Below are 22085 nucleotides of genomic sequence, written 5' to 3' on the forward strand. Positions count from 1 at the left end.
AGGAGACCCGATGAATAAAATGATTATACTGTCATCCCTATTGTTTCTACTCTTAGGATGCACCAAGATTGAGGACAGCTACCCCTATGACGACACTGTACAGGAAAGCTGGACAACTATTGCAACGCAGGTTTCCGATAAGATGATTGCCGGATTCTGGAATGAGGCCGGGTATTTTAACAATGCGATCAATCAATCCGATCTGGGATTTCAATATTGGCCCAATGCACATGCGATGGATGTTGTTATCGATGCCTATCTACGAACGAAGGACAGCAGATATAGTGCCTATTTCAGCAAATGGTTTGAAGGTGTGAAGATCAAAAATGGCAATACCTATTATAACGTATTCTATGATGACATGGAATGGAATGCACTGACCATATTACGCTTATATGAAATTACCAAGGATCAAAAATATCTCGACACGGTATTGCTTTTATGGACAGATATTGCTGGCGCATGGGATGAGCAATATGCAGGCGGTGGATTGGCTTGGAAGAAAGATATGCGCTATAGCAAAAATGCTTGCTCGAATGGGCCAGCTAGTATTCTGGCAGCTAGACTATATCGTTTGACAAAAGATGAAAACTACCTGACCTGGGCCAAGAAGATCTACGAATGGCAAAAAGCAACACTGTACAATCCGTCAACGGGCGCTGTTTATGACAATATTAATGGTCAGACAGGTAATGTGGATATGACAACACTGACTTATAATCAGGGGACGTTCCTTGGTACCGCAGTGGAGCTTTTTAAGATTACTAAAGATCAGCTTTATCTGGTTGATGCGCAAAAAATTAGTTATTACACAATCACACGTTGTATCGATGGCGGGAATAATATTTTGCGCGACGAGGGAAGCGGCGACGGCGCATTGTTTAAAGGGATATTTATACGATATTTTGTAGACTATTTAAATCAGGAAGGAATTGATGCAGCCTACCGCAGTAAGTTTGAGAAATTTTTGGTCAATAATGGTAAAATTGCCTGGACCAAGGGAACAAGTCTACCGACGCTGTTCTTTGGTCCGTCCTGGGCGCAACCACCTATTGGCAATAGTGAAATTACTGCCTATGCAAGTGCTGCGATGCTTTTTGAAGGATTAGCAAGCTATGAAAATAAATTAAAATAATGGAATGAACACAAAGAAGCCTTCGTGACCCAAAAGGTTTCGAAGGCTTCTTAAAATACATATGCTGATGAGACAAATCTATAAGATAACGACAACTGTGCTGCTGTCGGGTTTATGCTATTTAACAGGCTATGGGCAATTCAATAAAGGACAGTCTGCCGAACGTGCCCAAAGAACGTTAGCTATTGTTTACGCTAAGTATGGAAATGCCAAAAATCAACTGTTGACCGAGAAATATCCCTTCGACGAAACCTTTAAAGCGGATTATCTTGATAATTCCGAACAGGCGACCGTGCAAAAGAAATATGCTTACCTATGGCCATTCTCCGGAAGCTTTTCCGCTGTAAACACATTGATGGAACTCCCAAAGAACAAAGCGCTTTACCAAAAGATCCTGGACCAACGCGTGCTGCCAGGATTAATGGAATATAGGGATCATTCCAGAGAGCCTGTTGGTTATGCTTCCTATATCAATTCTGCTCCGCCATCAGACCGGTTTTATGATGATAACGTCTGGTTGGGTATTGACTTTGCCGATAGTTATCTGCAGACAAAAAAGGTCGATTATCTTAAGCATGCGAAAGAGATCTGGGCTTTTGTAAAAAGTGGTGCGGATGACAAGCTCGGTGGTGGAATCTATTGGTGTGAACAGAAAAAAGAATCTAAAAATACCTGTTCCAATGCTCCTGCGGCAGTATTTGCACTAAAGCTGTTTGAAGCTACTAAAGAGGGAGACTATCTGAATGAAGCGCGACAACTCTATGCGTGGACAAAGGCAGGTCTGCAAGACCCAACGGATAAACTCTATTGGGATAATATTCAGCTCAATGGAAATATTGGTAAGGCCAAGTATTCCTATAATTCCGGACAGATATTGCAAGCAGCAGCCTTGCTTTACAAGCTTACCAAGGAAAAAAAATATCTGATTGATGCCCAAGAGCTGGCAAAAGCTTGTTTAGCGTATTTTTTTCAGACCACGGACCAAGATACTTTTCCAATGTTAAAGAATAGTAACTTATGGTTCCATGCTGTAATGATGAGGGGATATATCAGTTTATTTGAACAGGACGGAAATAGAACCTATATTGATATTTTTGCGAAAAACCTAGACCGTGCATGGTATAAGATGAGGGATCAGGACGGACTTTTTGATGTCGACTGGACTTTGGAGAAAAAGCAAAAATCCAAGTGGCTGTTAGATCAATGCGCTTTTGTGGAGATGTATGGACGTTTGGCAAAACTAGGATATTAATTCATGTATCAATTTCCTGACGACGATAGGGGCGACGCTACTGATGCTCAGTCGGAATTTTTGAGAAATTTTTAAAACATTCTTGCGCTGACAGTGGTTTTTTTGGATAACTTAGGCAAGTTAGATTATTGTATTTATATAGGCTAGGTATTGGTTCCCTAGCCTATTTTTTTTCTTACTATTTTTGCATTGACTCATTGATGCAGAAAAATCTAGATCCCGCACAGAATTTTAATGTTTTCATGGGCTTCCCGCTGCTGGCTCAGCTGAATCTGGATCAAGTTTTTGGCCCCGATAGACAGCTTGTTTTCCTCCGCCAGCGCTTTGTCGTAAACCTCTCGGAACGCTGCCTCGCCGCGCTCACAATGCTCCAATAAATCTTGCATATTACCGCCCGATAATTTTGATTTGATCACCATCCACAGCCGAAAAAGCTCACCGCTTAATTTGGTCCGGTCAGTCGCGTATTGGCCAGCAAGCTCAACCAGTGGACTGAGTTCGGCAATAAACTTTTCAGACTGCCCGATCATCTTTCTGAACACAGCTTCCCGGGCACCTTCGCCCTGCTCGTTGGCCAGATCAATAGCCAGCTCGTATCCTTCGATGCGGTCATTATTGATTTTAATAAGGTCATTTAAAATATTGGGGTCATTCTGATTACTTTTCATATGCTCTTAATAGTTGTTTTTAGGAGGAACAACTTAGATTAATCAATAGTTTAGCTTTATTTCTTTTATGATAATAATATTTGTCTTACAGCTTGATTTTTAGGGTGTTTAGGTTGGTTAATAGCGTCTGTGACCCGTTTAAGGGTAAGAGCAGATGAGTACAGATTAGGCCTAATTTTTTTTAAAAACAAACCTTATGGCTCTTTAAGGAGTTTCTTTTTTTAAAACGATAACAACTTTTAAAAAAATAATTCCTCAAAAAACAAGAACGAAATGGATGTAAAAAAGAAAAATACAAACAAGCTGCAAACGTATTGGACGATACTTAAAAATACCGTATCGGGATTTATAAATGAAGACTCCATGAAATATAGTGCTTCACTGTCGTACTATACCGTTTTTTCCATCGGCCCCATACTAGTTTTAATGATCGCACTGGCCGGCATATTTTATGGGGCCGATGCTATTCAGGGTAAGGTTTTTACCGAACTGAATGGCTTGGTAGGCAATAGTGCCGCCAAACAGATTGAAGAGGTCATTCAAAACCTCCAGTTATCCGGCAAATCCAATATGGCATTGGTGATCAGTTTGGTGACCTTGATCCTTGGGGCAACCACGGTTTTTGGCGATATGCAAAACTCCATCAACAAGATCTGGCATGTGCGCCCAAAACCAAAAAAGGGCTGGCTGAAGTTAATCCAGGACCGGTTGCTGTCGTCGTCGCTCGTTATTGGTCTGGGTTTTTTATTGGTGGTTACGTTAATTATAAATGGTGTGATCCTGGCCTTGACAGGTCAGCTGCAGCGCTACTTTCCCGATATTACTGTGGTGCTCATGAATCTCATCAATTTTGTCAGTTCCTTTGTGGTCATTGTGATCCTCTTTAGCGTGATCTTTAAGACTTTACCCGATGTCAACATTCAATGGAAGACTGTTCGCGCCGGAGCTCTATTTACAGCCATTCTTTTTGTGATTGGCCGTTACTTGATCGGAATCTATTTAGAACGTTCGGCAACACAGGATACTTATGGAGCAGCAGGTTCTTTTGTGCTTATTTTGCTCTGGGTGTATTACACCGCGGCAATTCTTTATTTTGGAGCTATTTTCACGCGGGAGTACGCGACAGAAATGGCTATTCCGATCGAACCTTCTGAATTTGCGGTCCATGTAGAGACACAGGAAATCGAACGCAATGTCGATAAAATCCCGCCGGCGCCGCTCGATGAAGAAGAAACGACCATTGATAAAACGGAGTAAAATCACCGTAAATATTTTTTAACATTTGATAACATTTTTTTTAAACGATTCCAGCTGCAGGCTGTTCTATTAATAAAAAACGAAAGGAAAATTATTATGAGCGAATTAACATGGAAAGGTCGTTGGAACGAAATTAAAGGTAAAGTAAAACAGCAATATGCGGATCTTACAGATGATGATTTACTATATGCAGAAGGCAAGGAAGATGAGTTAGTAGGTAAACTTCAAAAGAAAACAGGTAAAACACAAGATGAGGTGAATAGTTGGTTGAACGGTTTGTAGAATAGTGTTTTCGTGTTAAAGGCGGATAGCAGCAATGTTATCCGCCTTTTTTTTAGGTCTTTTTTCTATAAATCAAATAACTGATCAGCAGGCAAAGGTTCACGAGAACAGCAAAGCTATTTGAATAGATAATCGGTACTTCGCTTTTCATTATGCCGTACCATACCCATAGGGAAAGTCCTATGATTAATGTTAGTAGCATAACCGGAGAAAGGTCATCCACATTCTTTTCCTTTAGCACTTTGATGAGCTGCGGCAGCATAGAAATAGATGTGAGGATACCCGCAATAATACCCAGAAAGTTTTCATTGATCATAAGGACTTCGGTTTTATGTGATCATTACGTTGACATGACTAGATCAAAATGGATAACCGATCGCAAGATTAAACATCAGATTATCTTTTCGCCATCTTGAACTTCCAAAGTCGATATCCTTAAATACCCAACGCTCGCCCTTCGGTAAATAGGGGATACGGAACGGGATGGAAAAGTCGGTACGCAGGATCAGAAAGGTAAAATCAAACCGTAATCCCAAGCCGCCGCCGACGGCTAGTTCCTGCAGGAAATCCTTGCTGAATTTACCGCCTGGCTTGGTCTCATCGTCCCGCTGCAGCCATACATTCCCAGCATCGATAAAGGCGGCCCAATGGACAGGACCAGCAATTTTTGCCCGGTATTCGGTATTCAGCTCCAGCTTGATATCGCCTGTCTGATCGGCATAGAAAAGTCCATTGCCCAGCCTTTCCGGAGCTACTGTACCCGGTCCGATCGCACGTGCGCCAAAGGCACGGATACTATTTGGTCCGCCCACATAATATTGCTTAAGATAGGGCAGGGAACGCGAATTGCCATAGGAGTAGCTCATCCCTATACTCACCCGTGATGCGATCTGTGAATTTTCGCTGAGCTTGAAATAATGCCTGCCATCCACACTGGCTTTGATATACTGCGAGAAGTAGGCGTCAAAAAGTTTAAAAGTCTTGCCCTTATTAAAGTCTGCACCTTTGATCAGTCCCAGAATATTGCCCGAAAGGTCCAGGTTTCCCTTGAAATAAAACGTATTGCGCAGGTGCTTTTTCATGGTATTCTGAAAGGTGAAGTTATAATTGGGCCCAATTGTGAATTGGGGATCAATTACATGCCGCAGCGCCGGAATGGTATCCATCTGCATCTTGTAGCTTTCCGAAATACCTCTCGGCTGTACATAGGTGATTTCCATCAGCGCCAGATCATGCTGTTTCTCTTCGTTCTCTTGCCAGGTATAACCGTAGCTCAGCGCCATCGAATTGAGCGTATAGGCTTTGCGCCGGTTTAAAAATTCATAGCGTGCCTTGATATAGGTATTCGGAATATATTGACGGGAAGGATTAATGGTGCCAAATGGTGTCAGTATCCTCGGGAAGGTCAAGGTTGCCTCGGTACCGTAGCGGAAATAGCTGGAGTTCAGATCGGCATTACCACCCGTTTGTATTTCGTAACCACCAAATACGTTGATATTGAGCTTCTCGGCGCCCTTAAAGGCATTCCGAAGAGTCCAGTTGACATTCACTTCGGTCCCGTTGTAGACGGAAGCCATTTTTCCCAGCAGTTCTACACGGATGGATTTCTTCGGCAGGGGAGTGAGGTAATAGTATACATCCAGCGCATTGGGTACTTCCTTGCTGTCCACAAAGTTATTTTTAACAAATTTCCAGCTGTTCAGGTTCACCAAATGGCTGATGGTCCGGTTGTGGGCATCGCGGTTGTACAGGTCGCCCTGCTTGAAAAAGATGTGATTGGCAATAACAGGTTTGCGAAAGCTGTGTTTTGGATCGATAAAATAATAACTGCTATCAAAGGGTTCGGCATTCCGGGCCGACCGCTGGTAGCCAGCTCCGGTTTCGGTATAGTTTGGGAAAATATAGATCTTATTGATTTTGGACGCAGTTCTTGCCTGTTCGGGCGTTTCCTTTTTTACGGTCACATAGAGGTTGACTTTATGATCCCCGATGGTGCTGTCTACCTGTACCAGGATATAGTCGGGGCTAAAATAATAGTAGCCCTTATTTTTAAGGACATTGTCTATCCGGTCCCGTTCATTGAGTACCACATCCAGGCTATAGTTGTTGTTTGGCCGTAGCAGGCTCTCGCCGGAAGTCCCCTGGATATCGCGGCCGAGTTGGGTCGTACTGTCCACATCAAAGGTGACTGATTTAATGCGGTAGATCAGATTGGGCTTAGCGGTATAGTCTACCGTTGCTTTTTTATTTTCAACTGTGGTATCGGAGGTGACTTCGGCATTGAAAAATCCGATATTCTCCAGCCGGTTGCGCAGCAGATTTTCATTGTACTCCCGGTTTACATCGCTCAGTAGTACAGGTTCCTCGCCAATTTTTTTGAGGAAACGTTTTATAAAGTTGCTGTTGGCGGTATCGCCCGCCATATTGTTAAAATAAAGCTTATAGGGCATGCCCAGCACCCGCTTATTGGGTTTGGGGCGCAGCGATTCGGCTAGGTAGGTCGCCAGTTTCTCCTTGTTTTTCTTCGAAATGGTATCGGATGCGATGTTCACGTTTCCTTTCACGTAAAGGCTCTCGCCTTCGGGCAGGTTTTTGGTCGACGAACAGGCCGCAATGATGCCGCTTATTATAAATAGGCCAATCAGCCCCTGTAGTTTAATTTGCATGGTAAGCCCTTTCCTCGTCTTCATTTTTAATTGCTGTGGTTTTGATCGTATCTAACTGCTTCGGCGTACTCTTTTTCCCTGCGCTGTTTGCCGTGCTGTCCACCTGCTGGCGGCGCTGCTGTTCTTTTTCCTGTTCTTCCATGCGTTTGCGGTATTCGGGGCTATGGAGCATCAGGCTGTCGCGGATGACGGTGCGGACGCTGTCCCGATAAGCCGAATCCTGTTCCATACGCTCGACATCAAAACGTTTCCTAAACTTCTTGCTGCCCGTATTGTAATATTCCTTGAGTTTTTTGGAGCGCATAAAGATCTCCTTAAATCGGTTGTAATCCATAGTAATGATAAAACCGATACCGGTTTCAACAAACTGTCCTTGCAAAGTGACCTGGTATTGGTTTTTGCGGTAGAATCGCGCAAAGTAGCGCCCATCTTGGGAAAGCTGATAATCCAGCTGTATATCACCGGCAATATTATTGGCAGTTTCTCCTGGTCGTGAATTTCCCTCTACTTCAAAATTGGATCCGATATTTACTTTCAGTCGGTCGTTGAGCAGCATTTTGGACACCCCGATGTTCAGGTCGGTACGCGTCTGGGCAGTTCCAGTGCTGTAATCGTCTGCTGAGGTCAGGTTGAAATCAAGTTCAACTCCCGTAATTAAATCGGAGGCCAGGCGGTTGAGCTGCGAACTCAAAAACGAACTGACGCTATTGCGTACCAGTGCCTCTGTACCTCCGCCACCGGAAAGGCTTTCAAATGGATTGGCCGACATAAAGCGCCCCAACACAATCAGTGAAAAGACTTGTTTATTGAGGTCGGAAGGATTATCACGTAAGGTGGTCAGTGCATTGTCTACCTTACTGATCACATCCTGCGATACGATGGCATTGTTGGCATTCAGGTCGATATCAAAATTGAGCTGTGGCTGAAACAGTTGGTCTGAAATTTTCAGCAGCACGTCGAAAGGTATCTTTTGCTTATACAAGTTTGCGTTCTGCGTACCAAGCTGTGGCGCAACCAGTTCCAGGGTAGGGGCTTTCAAGGTGTACACTGCCGTAATATTGAGCTGCGCGTCCAATGGATCGCCATTCCAGGTAATTGTACTCCCTTTCTGAAATTTGAAGTCTCTGCTCACAGGTCCAAAACTGAACGAATAACTTCCCCTCTCCACGGTAAAAGTGCCCGACATGGTTATTTTACCACTGGCATCTACGCCGGCATTTAATTCGGCCTCGCCCTGAATGTTTAGGGCATCCTGCGAGCCTGCATCAAGCAGAATCTTAAACTTAGCATCCTTATCGGTCTGCAGGTTCAGGTCGACATCTATGCCCGTCAGTTTGGTGACGGTCATGGAATCTAATCGGGCAAGGGCATTTGCGGTGGCCGTATCGCGTTTGTCTACAAATTCGACTACACCCTTCCGATCGGCCATACCGGGATCATTGTTGGGCATTACCATGGTAAAATCGGTACTGTCAAGTACTTTGATGGTACCGTCAACAATCGGTTTGTTAAGATTTCCGCCGATCTGCAGATCGGTGCCAAGAAACATTTTTCCGTAAAATAGATCATTGTCTGCCTGCGTGGAATTCAGTACTTCAAAATTGTCCATGACGATGTTGAGGTCAAAGTCAAAATCGGTATAGGTCTGGGTATTGACAGAACCGCTGACCTGGGCAATATTGCCTTTGCTGTCTTCGAGTTCAAATTTGGGGAACGATATTCCATTTTGATCAAAACGGATCTGTTCGTCCTTTGCTTTGAATAGGGCATTGAGCATGGCCACATTGAACTCGGCTTCCCTGAAATCAAGGTCACCCCTAATCTGTGGTTTTGAAGGCGATCCTGCTATTTTTAGCTGGCCCTCCAGGTTACCCTTGGCATCCTTCAGATTTCCCATGCTGAATGCCTGTACCGTCTTCATCGTCAGTGGCGCGATATCCAGTGTGAAGTCGAGCGTTGCGTCGCCTTGCGGCGGATTGATAAAATCACCGCTCAGGACGAGGTTGTTACCATTTTCGGTAATGCTCACATGGGCATTGTAGGTGTTTTCGCGTTCATTATTAACTTTGATATTGACGTTGCCCACGGTATCTTTTCCGAAGTAAAACTTATCTACGGTCATATCTGCAATAAAAACCGGACTGCTTTCCAGTCGGGATAGCGTCGTTTGTCCGTTTATGCCGCCGCCAAGATCCAGACTATCACTCATAACCATCTTGCTCAGTGTCTCGATACGGAAATTTTTAAACGCCACATCAATTGGTGAGTTCAGGATGCTGTCCTGTGACGCAATGCGCAGTTCCTGTCCCTTGTTGCTCAGGACAAAATTGTTGGCCAGCAGTCCTGCGCTGCCAAATTTTAAGCGGTTGTTGGACGCTACCTCCCACTTATCGTAGTTGAGCATGAGGCCGTCCTGTAGGAGGCTGAATTCAAATAGGCCATTTTTGGCCTCCATGTTGGCGCCCAGGTGGTATTGTTCTTTGTCCTGTTTATCCTTGATCCAAAGCCCCATGTTGACGATGTTCTGAGCAACCTTACCACTGAAAACCGTATTGGTCAGCTCAATGCTGTTCATTTTAACTTTGTAGATTAAGGCCGAATAATAGAGCGCACTATCCAGACTGTTGATATCCAGGGTCACATTGTCAATCGCTGTACCCGCATACACAATGTGTGGAGCATCCAGTTTGGCCGAGAGGTTTTTGGAGGTACTATTGAAGAGACCATCCAAGGTAATGGCTTTCATTTCTGTCAGCTGTGGCAGAAAATCCTGAATCAGTCTATTGCGGGTCAGCTGTGCCGAAAATTCGATGATCTGAGGTGAGTAGGCCGGAATCTTGACCGGCTTTTCGGGTTTGTAATAAACTTGAAGCAAATCTTGGACGGCACTTTGCAGCTCCAGAATTTTGTATTTGCCGACCAGGTGGGCATTCAGAAAATCAGAACGCAGCACCAGCTGATTGCGGCTGGTATCGGCCTTGGCCAAGAGTGAGACAGTATCCAGTGCGTAACGATCGGAGTTATATTGGATCAACGAATTGGTAATATGCGCTTCACCATTCAAAAAGTTTGGATCTGCTGTGCTGAAGTTACCGCTCAGCTTACCCCGGTAGCTGAGCGCATCCTGCATCAGGTGTAACTTTTGCAGGTTGATGCTGTCGACCAGCAGTTCGAATGCTACTTTGGGATAAGTCGATTTCATATTGGCGCTGGCATTCAGCTTAAGTTTGATGTTCGGATCGGGACTCAGAATGGATGCCTTCATCGCACCTTTATCGGCCGATACATCCATGTCGATATCATGGTAGCGGTAGCCCATGGCATCCAGCCGGTTCACTTTACCGTCAAAATTGGCCACCAGTTTTTTAGGATCGGTACCCTTGCCTTTGATTTTTCCTTCGAACGAAAGGATGCCCAGGGTACTGTCCATTTTCATGATTTGACCAATATTGAGGTCACGAACGTTGACTGCCGCATCGTATAAGGTATCGCGCTTGGTCATTTGGACCGTTCCATCGACTTTGGCAGTGCCTTTTTCGGTCACCAATGCGAGGTTGGTCTTGAAGGCAGTCATTCCACCTTTAAAAGTTCCGCTCAGACCGATGGTATTGGGCAGCTCGATGCTCTGGGGCAGCATCGATTTGGAAACCAGTTTTTCGATATCCGAACGGCCGGTCGTCAGTTTTTTCAGGTTGAGGTCTACCGACAATTTATTCATATCGGGTAGTCCTTTCAGATGCAGGCTGGCAATCAATCGGGTATTGGAAAGTGTCCTGAAATCGATATTCGGAATATGCAGGTCATCGACACGGCCGGCCACGCGGGTGTCGATATAAAATTTCTTGTCGAGCAGGGGCTTCATCACCTGCATGGTGTCCAGAAAGGACGCTAGAAATCGGATATCGCGCATATCGATATGGCTTTTTGTGATGTTGGCATTGACCGTGATCAGTTCTGGCTTTTTGCCGATGATATCCAGAGAAGGATAACTTAGCTTAACGTAATCGCGGATCAGGGTACGAGGAGTTTCCGCATATAGATTTTTAATTTCCGCACCGGTATTGCTATAGTTAAAATCAGCCTTCAGCTGCTTGATGACAAAACCGGAATGGTCGGCAGCGATAAGCTCTTTCAATGATCCACTGATGGAATCGGCGCTGTAGTAGAGATCAGTCAGCCTGGTTTTGAGAGCCGGCATTTGGATGTTAAAATAGTCGAATCCCTTGATGCGGGGCTGGTTGTCGTCTTTAAATCGGATATTGGTATTATTGATGTTAATGTCTTTTGCCGAAACGATCCAGTTCATCTTTGCAGCGCTGCTGCTGTCGGCTTCAACTTCGCTGGTTTTTGCTGCTGAGACCGAAGATTTTTGGATTTTTCCCAGCAGGACATTATTATCCGAACCGTCGAGATCGAGCTTTTGGATGTCGACAAATTCTTTGTTGAGATCGATCTTATTGATAGCGGCATAGAAGTTTTTCAGGATAAATTGAGATTTAAGTGCACTCGATTCATCTTCATAACGAACCAGCACATTACTGAGCTCGGCTACCTGTATGCCTACATCAGGAAGGAGGGATGTGGTCTGTGCAGTTTTATCGGTGATACCAAAATCTTCAACCGAAGGGCCAGATCCATCAGTTGTTGGTTTCCATTGTTTTACCGTTGCATTTAGCCCGTCGACTTTAATTTTAGGCAAGTCAAAGGCCATGTTTTTGGTCAAGTCAAATTTTTTAATATTGGTATTTATGCTGCCGAGATAGACATCGGCACTGGTGCCGATAACCTCGTCGGCATAGACCACATGTATTTTTGAAAACTTAACCTTATCCAGGTTAAACAGCAGTGCTGAAGTCGTGTCTGCGGTAGGCTCACTTTCCTTTTCAGAAGCAAAGGCCTTAACAATATAATCAAAGTTAAAGGCACTGTCTGGCAAGGTGCGACGTATTTTGGCGGTAATTCCATCGGCTTCCAGGCTTTGGATTTCCACAGTATTCTTCAAAAGTTTCAGCATATTGATATCGACCGCTATGCTTTTGCCGGCAACTAAAGTATCCTTACTTTGATCTTCGAGATAGATATCTTCCAGAACCAATTTTTTAGGAAAGTCAATATTGATATAACCAATTTTGACAGGGGTGCCGATCTTTCCTTCGACATAATGCGTTACTTTTCCAGCAATATAATTCTGTATTTTGGGTAGGCGTAATAGGAAAACGATAAGAATAAGAAGCGTAATTATTCCTCCGATAATCCACAATATTGTTTTTAAAGCAATTCGTGTAAATCTGTTCAATGTGTTGTTGATTTAAGTTTACAGATAGGACAACACAGAACTGCAAATGGTTTGAATATTATGAATTGATATCTCCTTGGGTATATGTTACCTTACTATAACAACCAGGTAAGAATAGCTGGGAAACGGTGCAGATCAATATTTTCCAAACCCTTGTACTTTAGCTTTTGTTCCTGTAATAACTTAAACAAGTAATTTTTAGTTATAAATAAGGACAATTCCGATATGACACAGATGACAGAAGTAATTATACATGCCGCCCGCCTAGGCAATGTCGAAGTATTACAGGAACTTATTCGACAGCAGGTAGATTTAAATAGCCGTGACACCAAAGGCTACACGCCGTTGATTATCGCCTGCTATAATAATCAGCTCGCCGCGGCTAAGCTATTGCTCGAATCTGGCGCCGATGTTGATGCACAGGATAATGGTGGCAATACCGCATTGATGGGGGTTGCCTTCAAAGGCTATAAGGATATCGCTGAGATTCTCATTCAACATGGTGCAAACTTAAACCTACAACATGGCAACGGCGGTACAGCACTGATGTTTGCGGCCATGTTTGGCCGAAATGATGTGTTAAAACTGTTGCTCGACAAGGGCGCAGATCCAACGCTCCTTGATGTTCGCGGGCTTTCTGTATGCGACCTTGCGGCCCAGCAGGGCAATGAAGGCGCGATTGCGATACTGGCAAACTAAAGAAAAGATCCGATCGGATAAATACCATCTTAAATAGCGAAAGCCCGGCGTATTACCGGGCTTTTTTATTGTTACCGCCACTTTTCTAAGCCGGTACCTGTCTTGGTTTTTCACGCTCCCAAAAGCGGTGCTGCGCAATTGCTTTGACAAATTTCTCCGCTAAGTAACTGGCGTCTTTTTCGACAATGACTCCTTCTTCAAGCACAGTTTCCTCTGAAAATTCGTCGGGAAGCTTATCGAAGAAATAAGTAGCTTCCAATACCTGAATTGCATCCGCATCCGCTGCAATTGCTTTACAATGTTTAAACGCTTCATTCAGAAAATGTACCGCGTTTGCCTCCGCTTCCAGTGTTGCCACACTATTTTTTCCACCAGGCACATATACAGCATCATACAGTACAGATGCCCCTGTCAGGAAGCTCTCTTCAACCGGGATTTTCGAATTATCAGAGGCCGTGATCTCGCCCAGTTTCGGGGCAATAACATGCACTACCGCACCAGCGGCTACAATCGCTTCGCTTACCGTTTGCAGAGATACCGCATCAACTCCATCCGCAGCAAGTATGGCTACTTTTCTGCTTTGGATACTATCTTTTACCGTATCTTTCATACTCAATGCAGGTGAAACTTTAACCTTTCCTTCAACTTGGATAGGCTCAAAATTTTCGGGGTCAGCATCGGCTGGAAAACTGCGATTGATCGGCTTTTTGGGTTCCTGCGGCACCTTTAATCCAAGTGCAAACGCTACTTCAGCAGCAAGGCCTTTATCCACTAAAGACAAGATACCAATCATACGTTGCCTTACAGCGACGGTTTTTACCTTCCCCAATTCGAAACTGAACGCATCAATAATATGATTTTTCTCGGGCTCTGACTGGCTGTGAAAAAACAACCTTGCCTGGCTAAAATGATCGCGGAAACTATCGCTACGTGCTCGCACTTTTCTCGCGTCAATACGTTCCTGATAGCTCGTAAAGCCACCATCTGCCTCCTTCACCTGGGCAGGGTCGTTACCACCGAGCGAATTTGGCCCATAGCTAGTTTTTCCGCGGTCAATCCTCTGGCGCATAAATCCGTCTCGCTGGTTATTGTATGATGGGTTAATTGGCCGATTAATTGGTATTTCGTGAAAATTGGGACCACCTAAGCGAATCAATTGTGTATCCGTATATGAAAAGAGACGTCCCTGTAATAAGGGGTCATTGGTGAAATCTATCCCTGGTACGACATTGCCTATGTGAAAAGCGGCCTGTTCCGTTTCCGCAAAAAAGTTGTCGGGATTACGATTGAGCGTCATTTTTCCAATTCGCTGTACGGGGACAAGTTCTTCAGGAATAATTTTGGTAGAGTCTAGCAAGTCAAAATCAAATTTAAACTCATCTGCCTCTGGAACGATCTGCACGCCTAACTCCCATTCCGGGAATGCGCCGTTTTCGATAGCATCCCAAAGATCGCGCCGGTGAAAATCAGGATCCTTACCTGAAATATTTTGCGCCTCATCCCAAGCGACGGAATGTACCCCCAGAAGCGGCTTCCAATGAAATTTAACAAAGGTGGCTTCTCCCTTCTTATTAATAAATCGAAATGTGTGTACGCCAAAGCCTTCCATCATCCGGTAGCTGCGTGGAATGGCTCGATCACTCATTAACCACATGATCATATGGGTAGACTCCGGCATCAAGGAAATAAAATCCCAAAAAGTATCATGTGCGGAAGCTGCCTGCGGGATTTCATTGTCCGGTTCAGGTTTGACGGCATGTACCAGATCCGGGAATTTCATAGCATCCTGAATAAAGAATACCGGCATATTGTTGCCTACCAAATCGAAATTTCCTTCTTGTGTGTAGAATTTGACGGCAAAGCCACGAACATCACGGGCCAGATCTGTGGATCCCCTGGAACCAGCGACCGTAGAAAAACGTACAAATACCGGGGTCTCTATTTCTGTATCGTTCAAAAAACCAGCTTTGGTCAGCTCTCCCAGCGGTTTGTACAACTTAAAAATGCCATGTGCGCCCGATCCCCGGGCATGCACCACGCGTTCGGGGATACGTTCGTGGTCAAAATGGGTAATCTTCTCCCGTAGGATAAAATCTTCCAGCAGCGTAGCTCCGCGGTCACCTGCACGTAATGAATTTTGATCGTCGTTGATCTTCACTCCCTGGTCGGTGGTCATCAATTGGCCGGTCGCATCGGCTATATGCTGACCTAATGATTTTGTTTTTTCGTTTTCAGGCTGTTTGCCCTTTTTTATTTCTGTTTCTCTCTTTTTCATGTTACTTGATGTGTTATAATTCTTGTGCCGCCGTATAGTTAATTTTATTTTCAGCCACCTCAGTGAGCATTGCGTCAGCCGTTTGTTCCTCTCCGAGTGTCAGCTCAAGCAATTCGGCCACTTCTTGCAGTCCCAATGTGGCAGCAAGCTGGAGCAGACCACCATAGCTGGCGATTTCATAATGCTCTACTTTTTGAGAAGCCAAAATAATACCCACGTCCCGGGTTGCGGTCCCCACTGGAGTACTTTCGATGACGCCCTCCGCTTCTTTGGTAAGCCCTTCCATTGCATCACATTTTTTAGCCAGTGCTTCTTTGCCCAATAGCTTGAATATCTGTTCCAGCCGCGAAACGTGCTCTTCTGTTTCCTTGAGATGATTTTCGATAGCAGTGGCCAATGCCGGTGATGATGCCGCTTTTATCATTTTTGGCAACGATTTGACAAGATGGTTTTCGGCCCAGTAGAGGTCCATTATTTCATCCAAAAAGAGCTCCTGCAACGCTGGATCAGCTTTAACAGTAGCCTTAACTTTAAATTTTGGCGTAGTTCCAGTTTCTTGTTTCATAATCCAATGTTTAGAAAAGTAAATAAACTTATGTTTACTTCATGAACGGATGCCCGAAATAAATCGTTTGCTTTTTTACAAAAAAGCAACCAATATGCGGAAGCGTTCAAGCTATTGAAACAAAACTGGATACAATAAAAAAAAGCTAGGTGGAAAGGTGCCTAGCTTTAAAAAAACATTCTTCATGACTGGGACAAGCAGTCTTTCCTGCAAAATTTGATCGGTCCACTGATTTAAACAGCAATCCGCTATGGGCTGATACCGTCATCTATCCAATATGCAAAACCATGCTTACCGGTGATGATTTACTATATGCAAAAGGCAAGGTAGATGAATAAGTCATCACTTAAGAAAGACCAATACGCGTAAATTCAATTGAACAGCGGCTTACCATAGCAGCCAGGTAAAAATTGCTAGAAAACCGCCGCGGATAAGTAATTCCTGTGCCAGCTCCTCCCGGTCAAGTTTATACCAGCTATATTTTTCATAATACCTCCTGATGGTTTGTCTATTCTTTTCGTGGATGTTTTTATATGTTGTTTTCATAACCGGTTTGTATTGATTTTCTACAAATCCTGCAATTTTAATGCAGTTTATAGGACGTTAGAGGGATTTGGGTAGTTATTTTGTGCGATAGGTTATAAAATACTGGTGTTTTGGGTATTTTAACAAGTTAATTCGGTAAATACGGCCCGATAAAATAGCTATAAATAGACATCAGGCTTAAATAAATGCTGTAATTTAAGCCTGATGTAATAGTTCCTGATATAATAGTTATATCTGATTATCCTATAATTCACTGTTATTGTCGAGCGTGCCTGGCTCATGTCCTGTGGTTTGCTCATGTCTGGCAGTCACTCTTCGGGTCCGTTGGGTCTGATCCGGCGGAAGACCTTCGGTCTTTTTCCCGCCGCTATAGAACGTGTCTTCACTAAAGTGATAATGATCATAGAATTCCGTCGGGTGATAGCTGCTTTCGTTCACGATAAAACCCACATCGCCGGTGCCTTCAAATACATGACGGATACTAAGTTCTGTTTCGGGATCGAGCTGATCCTGTTGATAAGCAGGCAGGCGGATTAACTGATCTTCGTTGACGGATATCACCACAACTTCGCCATCATCGGCAGGATTGTACAGATAATCGGTTGCGGGTTCTTCCGTTGGGATTTCGTCTACTGTTAGTATCACGCTATGGTCGATCGGTTCGACAGCTGGAGTCGGGTAAGCTTCCTCATTGCTGGCCTGAATCTGTGTGCCATCGTAAAGCGACGCCAGTCCAATGGGGACCAATACTTTCTTATCTTCGTCAATAACAAATTCGGCGTCATGGAGATCGATAATGATGTAACGGACCTGTTGGCTTTCAGGGTCAAAGAGCAGATCATCTACCTTGCCGAGCAGTTGGCCGGCCTCATTCTTTACTTTCCAGCCCCGGATATCAGGTTCGCCATCGACAATTTCGTAGTCGCTTCCACCGAGTTCAATCAGATGATTATATTTTTTTTCTTCTAATGCCATGTCTTCAATTTTATTGGGTGATCAATTTTTTATATGCAACGGAGTCTAAAGCGTATCTGTTTGCGGCGCTGTTTCGTTAATGCTTGTATCTGGAGTGGGGTTATTTAACCTGGCGTCACTGTTGTAACGGTTTATAAAATACAGGACCAATCCCAGCGCGATAAGTGAAAGCAGCAGCCATAGCCACCAGGGCGCTCCGTTTCTCGGTTTTACTTCTAAATGTGCCATATATACTTTTTTTTAAAAAAGAACAACCGCTATGGGGCTTCGTTTGAAAAAATTTCGTTTAAGCAAGATTGCCAGGTAAAAGTCAGCTTGAAAACGGTAGAAAAGTAAGAGTTGCACATCGGCGTAAAGGACGCTATTTTCGCTTGGCACAATTGATTGGATAAGCAGTATTCCATTTGAAATAATTAAGTTTGTGGTATAGCGCTTATAAAAAATGCAGTCTCTTTATTTCTATTGGTTACTTGTCTGTTCCTTCGTGGGTACGGCTGTTTTCGGGCAATCGCTGGATTATCCCTCTTTTCGCAATATTTCCTTGGGAACGAATGCAAATACAGTCCACTCTTTTGCACAGGATAGCTTGGGGATGCTTTGGCTGGGAAGTAACAATGGGTTATTTAATTATGATGGCTATGCGCTGCAGCCGCTCACGGGGACCAAATCTCCTTTTCAGACTTTCGTTTACTGCATTGCACTGATCGATAATAAACATTTCGCATTGGGGACAGGGCAGGGGGTGCTGCTCTATAACTATCAGTTCGACCGATTTGAATCTTTTCCGGCAGGGGGACCTGGAGATGTCAGGTCTTTGCTCCTTGTTGGCGATACCTTGTGGATCGGTTCAATAAGTGGTTTGTATTGCTATAATACCAAGACACGTAAACTTATCGATTATCAGAATTCATTTCCAAAGAACAAATCAAAAACCGCCGTGTATGCACTGGAAAAGGTGGGCGATAGAATCTTAATCGGTACATATAATGGACTTTTTGAATTAAATTCATCAAAAAAAGATATTGTGCCTCTACCGCTCCCAGATTATAGGCCGGGGAGTAATCAATTTGTGAATTCTATATTTTCTATTCCGGAATCAGCAAGTACCTATGTGGGGACAGAATACGGCCTGTATCGCTATAATACGAAGAACCATACGCTTCAGAAAACTCCGGTACTACAAAATCATCCCATCAAAGCGATGGCTTCCAAAGATTCCAACACCTTGCTTGTCGGTACGGATGATGGTCTTTTTACGTATCAGCTGGATCAGCAGTTGGTCAAACGGATCAAACATGATTCCCGCAATAGAAACTCGCTGGCCAATAACATCGTGTGGAGTATCTTTAAGGATCGGTCGGAAAATATCTGGCTGGGTACAGACCTGGGATTTTCCTTATGGTCCAACCGTAAGGTGGAAAAAATACTGCCGATCTATCAATTGACTGCGAGCAGCGACGGCAACCGTTTTTATAAAATTAACAGGGATCGCAATGGCTGGTATTGGCTGGGCGGCGATAATGGTTTGATCCGTGTACGTGGGCTGGACGACAAAAATACGGAAAGCAGCTGGTACCGTATGGATGCCAAGACCTATCGTCTGGCACACAACCGTATCCGGGATATATTTGAGGATCATACGGGATTGGTGTGGATAGCCTCAGACGGCGGCGTCAATGTGTTTGATGCGCATACGAAACAGTTTAAAACCTTTACAATTGTCGATGCCAGTGGAAGACGAAATGCGAAATGGTCGTACGACATCTTGCAAGATGGACAGGATAATCTCTGGGTGGCCTCCTATATGGGGGGAATATTTGTCGTCAACCGAAGCCGTTTATTGGAAGCCAAGGGCCCGGTCATAGCAAGCCGTAATTTCAGTAAAGCTGACGGTCTTCTGGAAGATTTTGCCAATCAGATCGTTGACAATGGTAGGGGGAAGATCTTGGCGCTGTTCTATAATAAGGGGATCAGTAGCATTGATGTGGCCACAGGGAAAATAACGGAGCTTAAAGACAGCGCTGGGCATGCATTGGATCAGGCGACCTTTATGCTGAAGGATGGACAGCATACGGTGTGGGTAGGGGAACATGGCGAATTGAGGCGTATTGCTCCGGATGGGAAAAATACATTGGTTCGTTTTGATCCTGTTGGTAAAGGTGAAGTAACTGCCATGGCCGAGGTCAAAGAAAACATCTGGCTGGCAACGAGTATTGGAGTGTGGCAGGTTAATAAGCAGAGTTTAAAAACTGAACTATTAAGATACGGGCAAAGGATATCCTCGATGTATTACGATACAGAGCGGGAGGAAGTGGTGCTGGGCGGAATTGATGAGCTGGTCCTGTTGCCCGCGCAAAATGAGCAAGCGGATCTGGATGGTTCCAAAAAGATTGTGCTCACCGCAATGTATGTCAATAATGAACGTTTCGGTAATTACGACTATGGTTTACGGTATAAAAACGAGATCACTTTGGCGCATGATCAGAATAACCTTCGGCTTGAATTTTCCGATTTGGATTATGGAAATCATTTAGGCTATCGCCTAGCTTATGCTTTTAAAGGAAAAAATGAAACCTGGATTCCGATGGAACGGGGTGACAACAAAGTGCTCCTGTCCAACTTAAGTTCGGGTAACTACGACCTTCAGTTGGCTAAAGTGGATGTCGCCGGTCATGTTGTGTCGGAGATTTATACCTACCATATTCAGATCCGTTATCCATGGTATGCAAGCTATTGGGCCAAAGCTGCTTACGTCCTCGTTGTTATTTTCCTGCTATTTTGGGTCGTCAATTTTTTCAGGGTTCGCAGTACACTAAAATGGGAAAGGCGCGAACGGAGAAAGGTACTTGAGCTCACAAAGATGAAAATGGACTTCCTGGCAGCTGTGTCGCATGAGCTGAAAACCCCGTTAAGCCTGATTTTGGCCCCTGTCAGCCAAATGATGCGGCAGACAAAGAACAGTGACAAAAAGAAGCAGTTGGATGGTGTTCATCGAAATGCCTTAAAAATAAGCCATCTCATCCAGGAATTGATGACTTTTGATCAGGTCGAGCAGCAACAGACGCCCTTGCAGGGCCTGCTTACCTCTCAGATGGATCTGGTCGCCTATAGCAGACAAATTATAGCTGACTGGCAGCAGGTACCTGAGTACAGTACCGTCCATATTGACTTTGTTACCGATGTAGAGAGCTTTTTTATACAGACCGATGTAGCCAAACTGGGATCGATTCTCAACAACCTCATCGCTAATGCCTGTAAGTATAATCGTCCGGAGGGTAGCGTGGAACTGCAGCTGAAAGTAATTGGTCCGGATGTCAAGCTTATCGTTCGGGATACGGGAATTGGTATAGCACCTGAAGACCTACCTTATGTCTTCAGCAAATTCTATCGTTCTTCCCTGAAAGAAGTGAGTGCTGTACAGGGCACGGGCGTTGGTCTGTACCTGGTCAAAAGTTATTGTGAGCAGTTGGGCTGGAGCGTTGATATAGCGAGCGATCAAAAGGGCACAGCCGTAACGCTTAGTTGGAAACATGACCATGTAAACGATAAGGATGCGACCGATAGCATACCGGTAGGGGGTAAACGAAAGCTACTGATCGTCGAAGATAATGCCGAACTCGCTGATTTTTTACGAAATGCCATGCAGTCGCATTACGATTGCCGCATTGTGAGTGATGGTAGCGAGGGCTTACGCTTGATCGACGGACATAGTTTTGTGCCCGACATTATTCTCACGGATGCCATGATGCCCAATATGGGGGGAATTGAAATGGTGAAAAAACTACGACAAAATATCGTGACGGCAACTATTCCGATCATTTTGCTGACAGCACAAGACGATGAGCTGATCAGACGCGAGTGGGTTGCCGTCGGCATAGATGCTTATATGGCGAAACCTTTTGATCTGGACTTGCTCCAGATACAGCTATTGCAGCTCTTGGATAGGAAAGATAAGATTGTCGCTCAATTGCGTATCGACGAAATCAGTAAACCCACAGAAGCAATAGCTGTACATTCACCGGATGAAAAATTTCTGACCAATGTGACACAGCTGATCGAAGAAAATTTGGACGATTCGGAATTTTCGGTGCAGCGGCTCAGTGAGCTCACGGATGTCGCCGCCAGACAACTCCATCGTAAAATTAAGCAACTAACAGGCTATACACCGGTGGAGTATATACGCAGCATTCGTATCAAGAAAGCAGCGCTGTTATTACAGCAAAAAAAGTTTACCGTTTCCGAGGTGATGTATATGGTCGGATTCTCCAATGCTTCTTATTTCTCAAAATGTTTTCAATCGGAATTTGGGATGTCACCAAAGGTGTATATGGAAGGTTATTTGTAATTGGTTGATTGTTAGTGTTGTTTATTGTTTTGGGTGGTTGGGAATGTCCAATTTGTGTTGTTCTTTGTCCGATATGTGGCTTTAAAAAATAATCACGTTTGATAGGTTTGTAAGAGTAATAACC

At 44.3% G+C, this 22085-nt stretch carries 15 protein-coding genes; 6 read left to right on the forward strand and 9 right to left on the reverse strand.

Annotated elements, in window-relative coordinates; all coding sequences use genetic code 11:
• The first annotated feature begins 10 nt into the window (after positions 1 to 10).
• Positions 11 to 1135, forward strand: coding sequence for a glycoside hydrolase family 76 protein (locus L1283_RS22220; RefSeq protein ID WP_088162371.1), 1125 nt, complete (start codon positions 11 to 13; stop codon positions 1133 to 1135).
• 67 nt (positions 1136 to 1202) lie between these two features.
• Entirely contained in the window at positions 1203 to 2387 is a 1185-nt protein-coding gene (locus tag L1283_RS22225) for a glycoside hydrolase family 76 protein (protein ID WP_088163677.1), read from the forward strand.
• Positions 2388 to 2599: 212 nt separating this feature from the next.
• On the opposite strand, the gene L1283_RS22230 is transcribed toward L1283_RS22225, so the two are convergent.
• The gene (locus tag L1283_RS22230) at positions 2600 to 3055 is read right to left on the reverse strand and encodes a PA2169 family four-helix-bundle protein (protein ID WP_088162370.1); all 456 of its coding nucleotides are present in this window, start codon (positions 3053 to 3055) and stop codon (positions 2600 to 2602) included.
• Between the two features lie 273 nt (positions 3056 to 3328).
• Between L1283_RS22230 and L1283_RS22235 the strand changes: the two genes are divergently transcribed.
• Both L1283_RS22235 and L1283_RS22240 read left to right on the forward strand, forming a co-directional pair.
• The gene (locus L1283_RS22235) at positions 3329 to 4312 is read left to right on the forward strand and encodes a YihY/virulence factor BrkB family protein (RefSeq protein WP_070568183.1); all 984 of its coding nucleotides are present in this window, start codon (positions 3329 to 3331) and stop codon (positions 4310 to 4312) included.
• 96 nt (positions 4313 to 4408) lie between these two features.
• Entirely contained in the window at positions 4409 to 4594 is a 186-nt protein-coding gene (locus L1283_RS22240) for a CsbD family protein (RefSeq protein ID WP_046675215.1), read from the forward strand.
• A 52-nt stretch (positions 4595 to 4646) separates the two neighbouring features.
• Here the strand turns inward: L1283_RS22240 and L1283_RS22245 are convergent, their stop codons facing one another.
• From L1283_RS22245 to L1283_RS22255, 3 genes are read right to left on the reverse strand one after another with little or no spacing between them, the layout of a single operon-like run.
• A complete protein-coding gene (locus L1283_RS22245) occupies positions 4647 to 4910 on the reverse strand; it encodes a SemiSWEET transporter (RefSeq protein WP_070568180.1) in 264 nt (87 codons plus the stop codon).
• 43 nt (positions 4911 to 4953) lie between these two features.
• Complete coding sequence (locus tag L1283_RS22250) at positions 4954 to 7284, reverse strand: BamA/TamA family outer membrane protein (RefSeq protein ID WP_429626459.1); 2331 nt, start codon at positions 7282 to 7284, stop codon at positions 4954 to 4956.
• Positions 7250 to 12556, reverse strand: a complete 5307-nt coding sequence (locus L1283_RS22255; RefSeq protein WP_429626460.1) for a translocation/assembly module TamB domain-containing protein — start codon at positions 12554 to 12556, stop codon at positions 7250 to 7252. The genes L1283_RS22250 and L1283_RS22255 overlap by 35 nt, the downstream gene beginning before the upstream one ends.
• A 234-nt stretch (positions 12557 to 12790) precedes the next feature.
• Here L1283_RS22255 and L1283_RS22260 point away from each other — a divergent pair, with 234 nt between their 5' ends.
• A complete protein-coding gene (locus tag L1283_RS22260) occupies positions 12791 to 13255 on the forward strand; it encodes an ankyrin repeat domain-containing protein (RefSeq protein ID WP_349681250.1) in 465 nt (154 codons plus the stop codon).
• 85 nt (positions 13256 to 13340) lie between these two features.
• Here the strand turns inward: L1283_RS22260 and L1283_RS22265 are convergent, their stop codons facing one another.
• The 5 genes from L1283_RS22265 to L1283_RS22285 all read right to left on the reverse strand — a co-directional run bounded on the left by L1283_RS22265 (position 13341) and on the right by L1283_RS22285 (position 17844).
• Positions 13341 to 15530 (reverse strand): catalase, encoded by a 2190-nt coding sequence (locus L1283_RS22265; protein WP_429626461.1) that lies wholly within the window; start codon positions 15528 to 15530, stop codon positions 13341 to 13343.
• 13 nt (positions 15531 to 15543) lie between these two features.
• Positions 15544 to 16095 (reverse strand): ferritin-like domain-containing protein, encoded by a 552-nt coding sequence (locus tag L1283_RS22270; RefSeq protein ID WP_088162364.1) that lies wholly within the window; start codon positions 16093 to 16095, stop codon positions 15544 to 15546.
• Between the two features lie 387 nt (positions 16096 to 16482).
• A complete protein-coding gene (locus tag L1283_RS22275) occupies positions 16483 to 16641 on the reverse strand; it encodes a hypothetical protein (protein ID WP_157698528.1) in 159 nt (52 codons plus the stop codon).
• Positions 16642 to 16884: 243 nt separating this feature from the next.
• Positions 16885 to 17616, reverse strand: a complete 732-nt coding sequence (locus L1283_RS22280) for a PRC-barrel domain-containing protein (RefSeq protein WP_088162363.1) — start codon at positions 17614 to 17616, stop codon at positions 16885 to 16887.
• A 45-nt stretch (positions 17617 to 17661) separates the two neighbouring features.
• Positions 17662 to 17844, reverse strand: a complete 183-nt coding sequence (locus L1283_RS22285; RefSeq protein WP_088162362.1) for a hypothetical protein — start codon at positions 17842 to 17844, stop codon at positions 17662 to 17664.
• Between the two features lie 214 nt (positions 17845 to 18058).
• Here L1283_RS22285 and L1283_RS22290 point away from each other — a divergent pair, with 214 nt between their 5' ends.
• A complete protein-coding gene (locus L1283_RS22290) occupies positions 18059 to 21961 on the forward strand; it encodes an ATP-binding protein (RefSeq protein ID WP_088162361.1) in 3903 nt (1300 codons plus the stop codon).
• The last annotated feature ends 124 nt before the right edge of the window (positions 21962 to 22085 follow it).

It is taken from the genome of Sphingobacterium sp. HSC-15S19, assembly GCF_050433745.1.
GTDB classification, from domain to species: Bacteria; Bacteroidota; Bacteroidia; order Sphingobacteriales; family Sphingobacteriaceae; genus Sphingobacterium; species Sphingobacterium siyangense.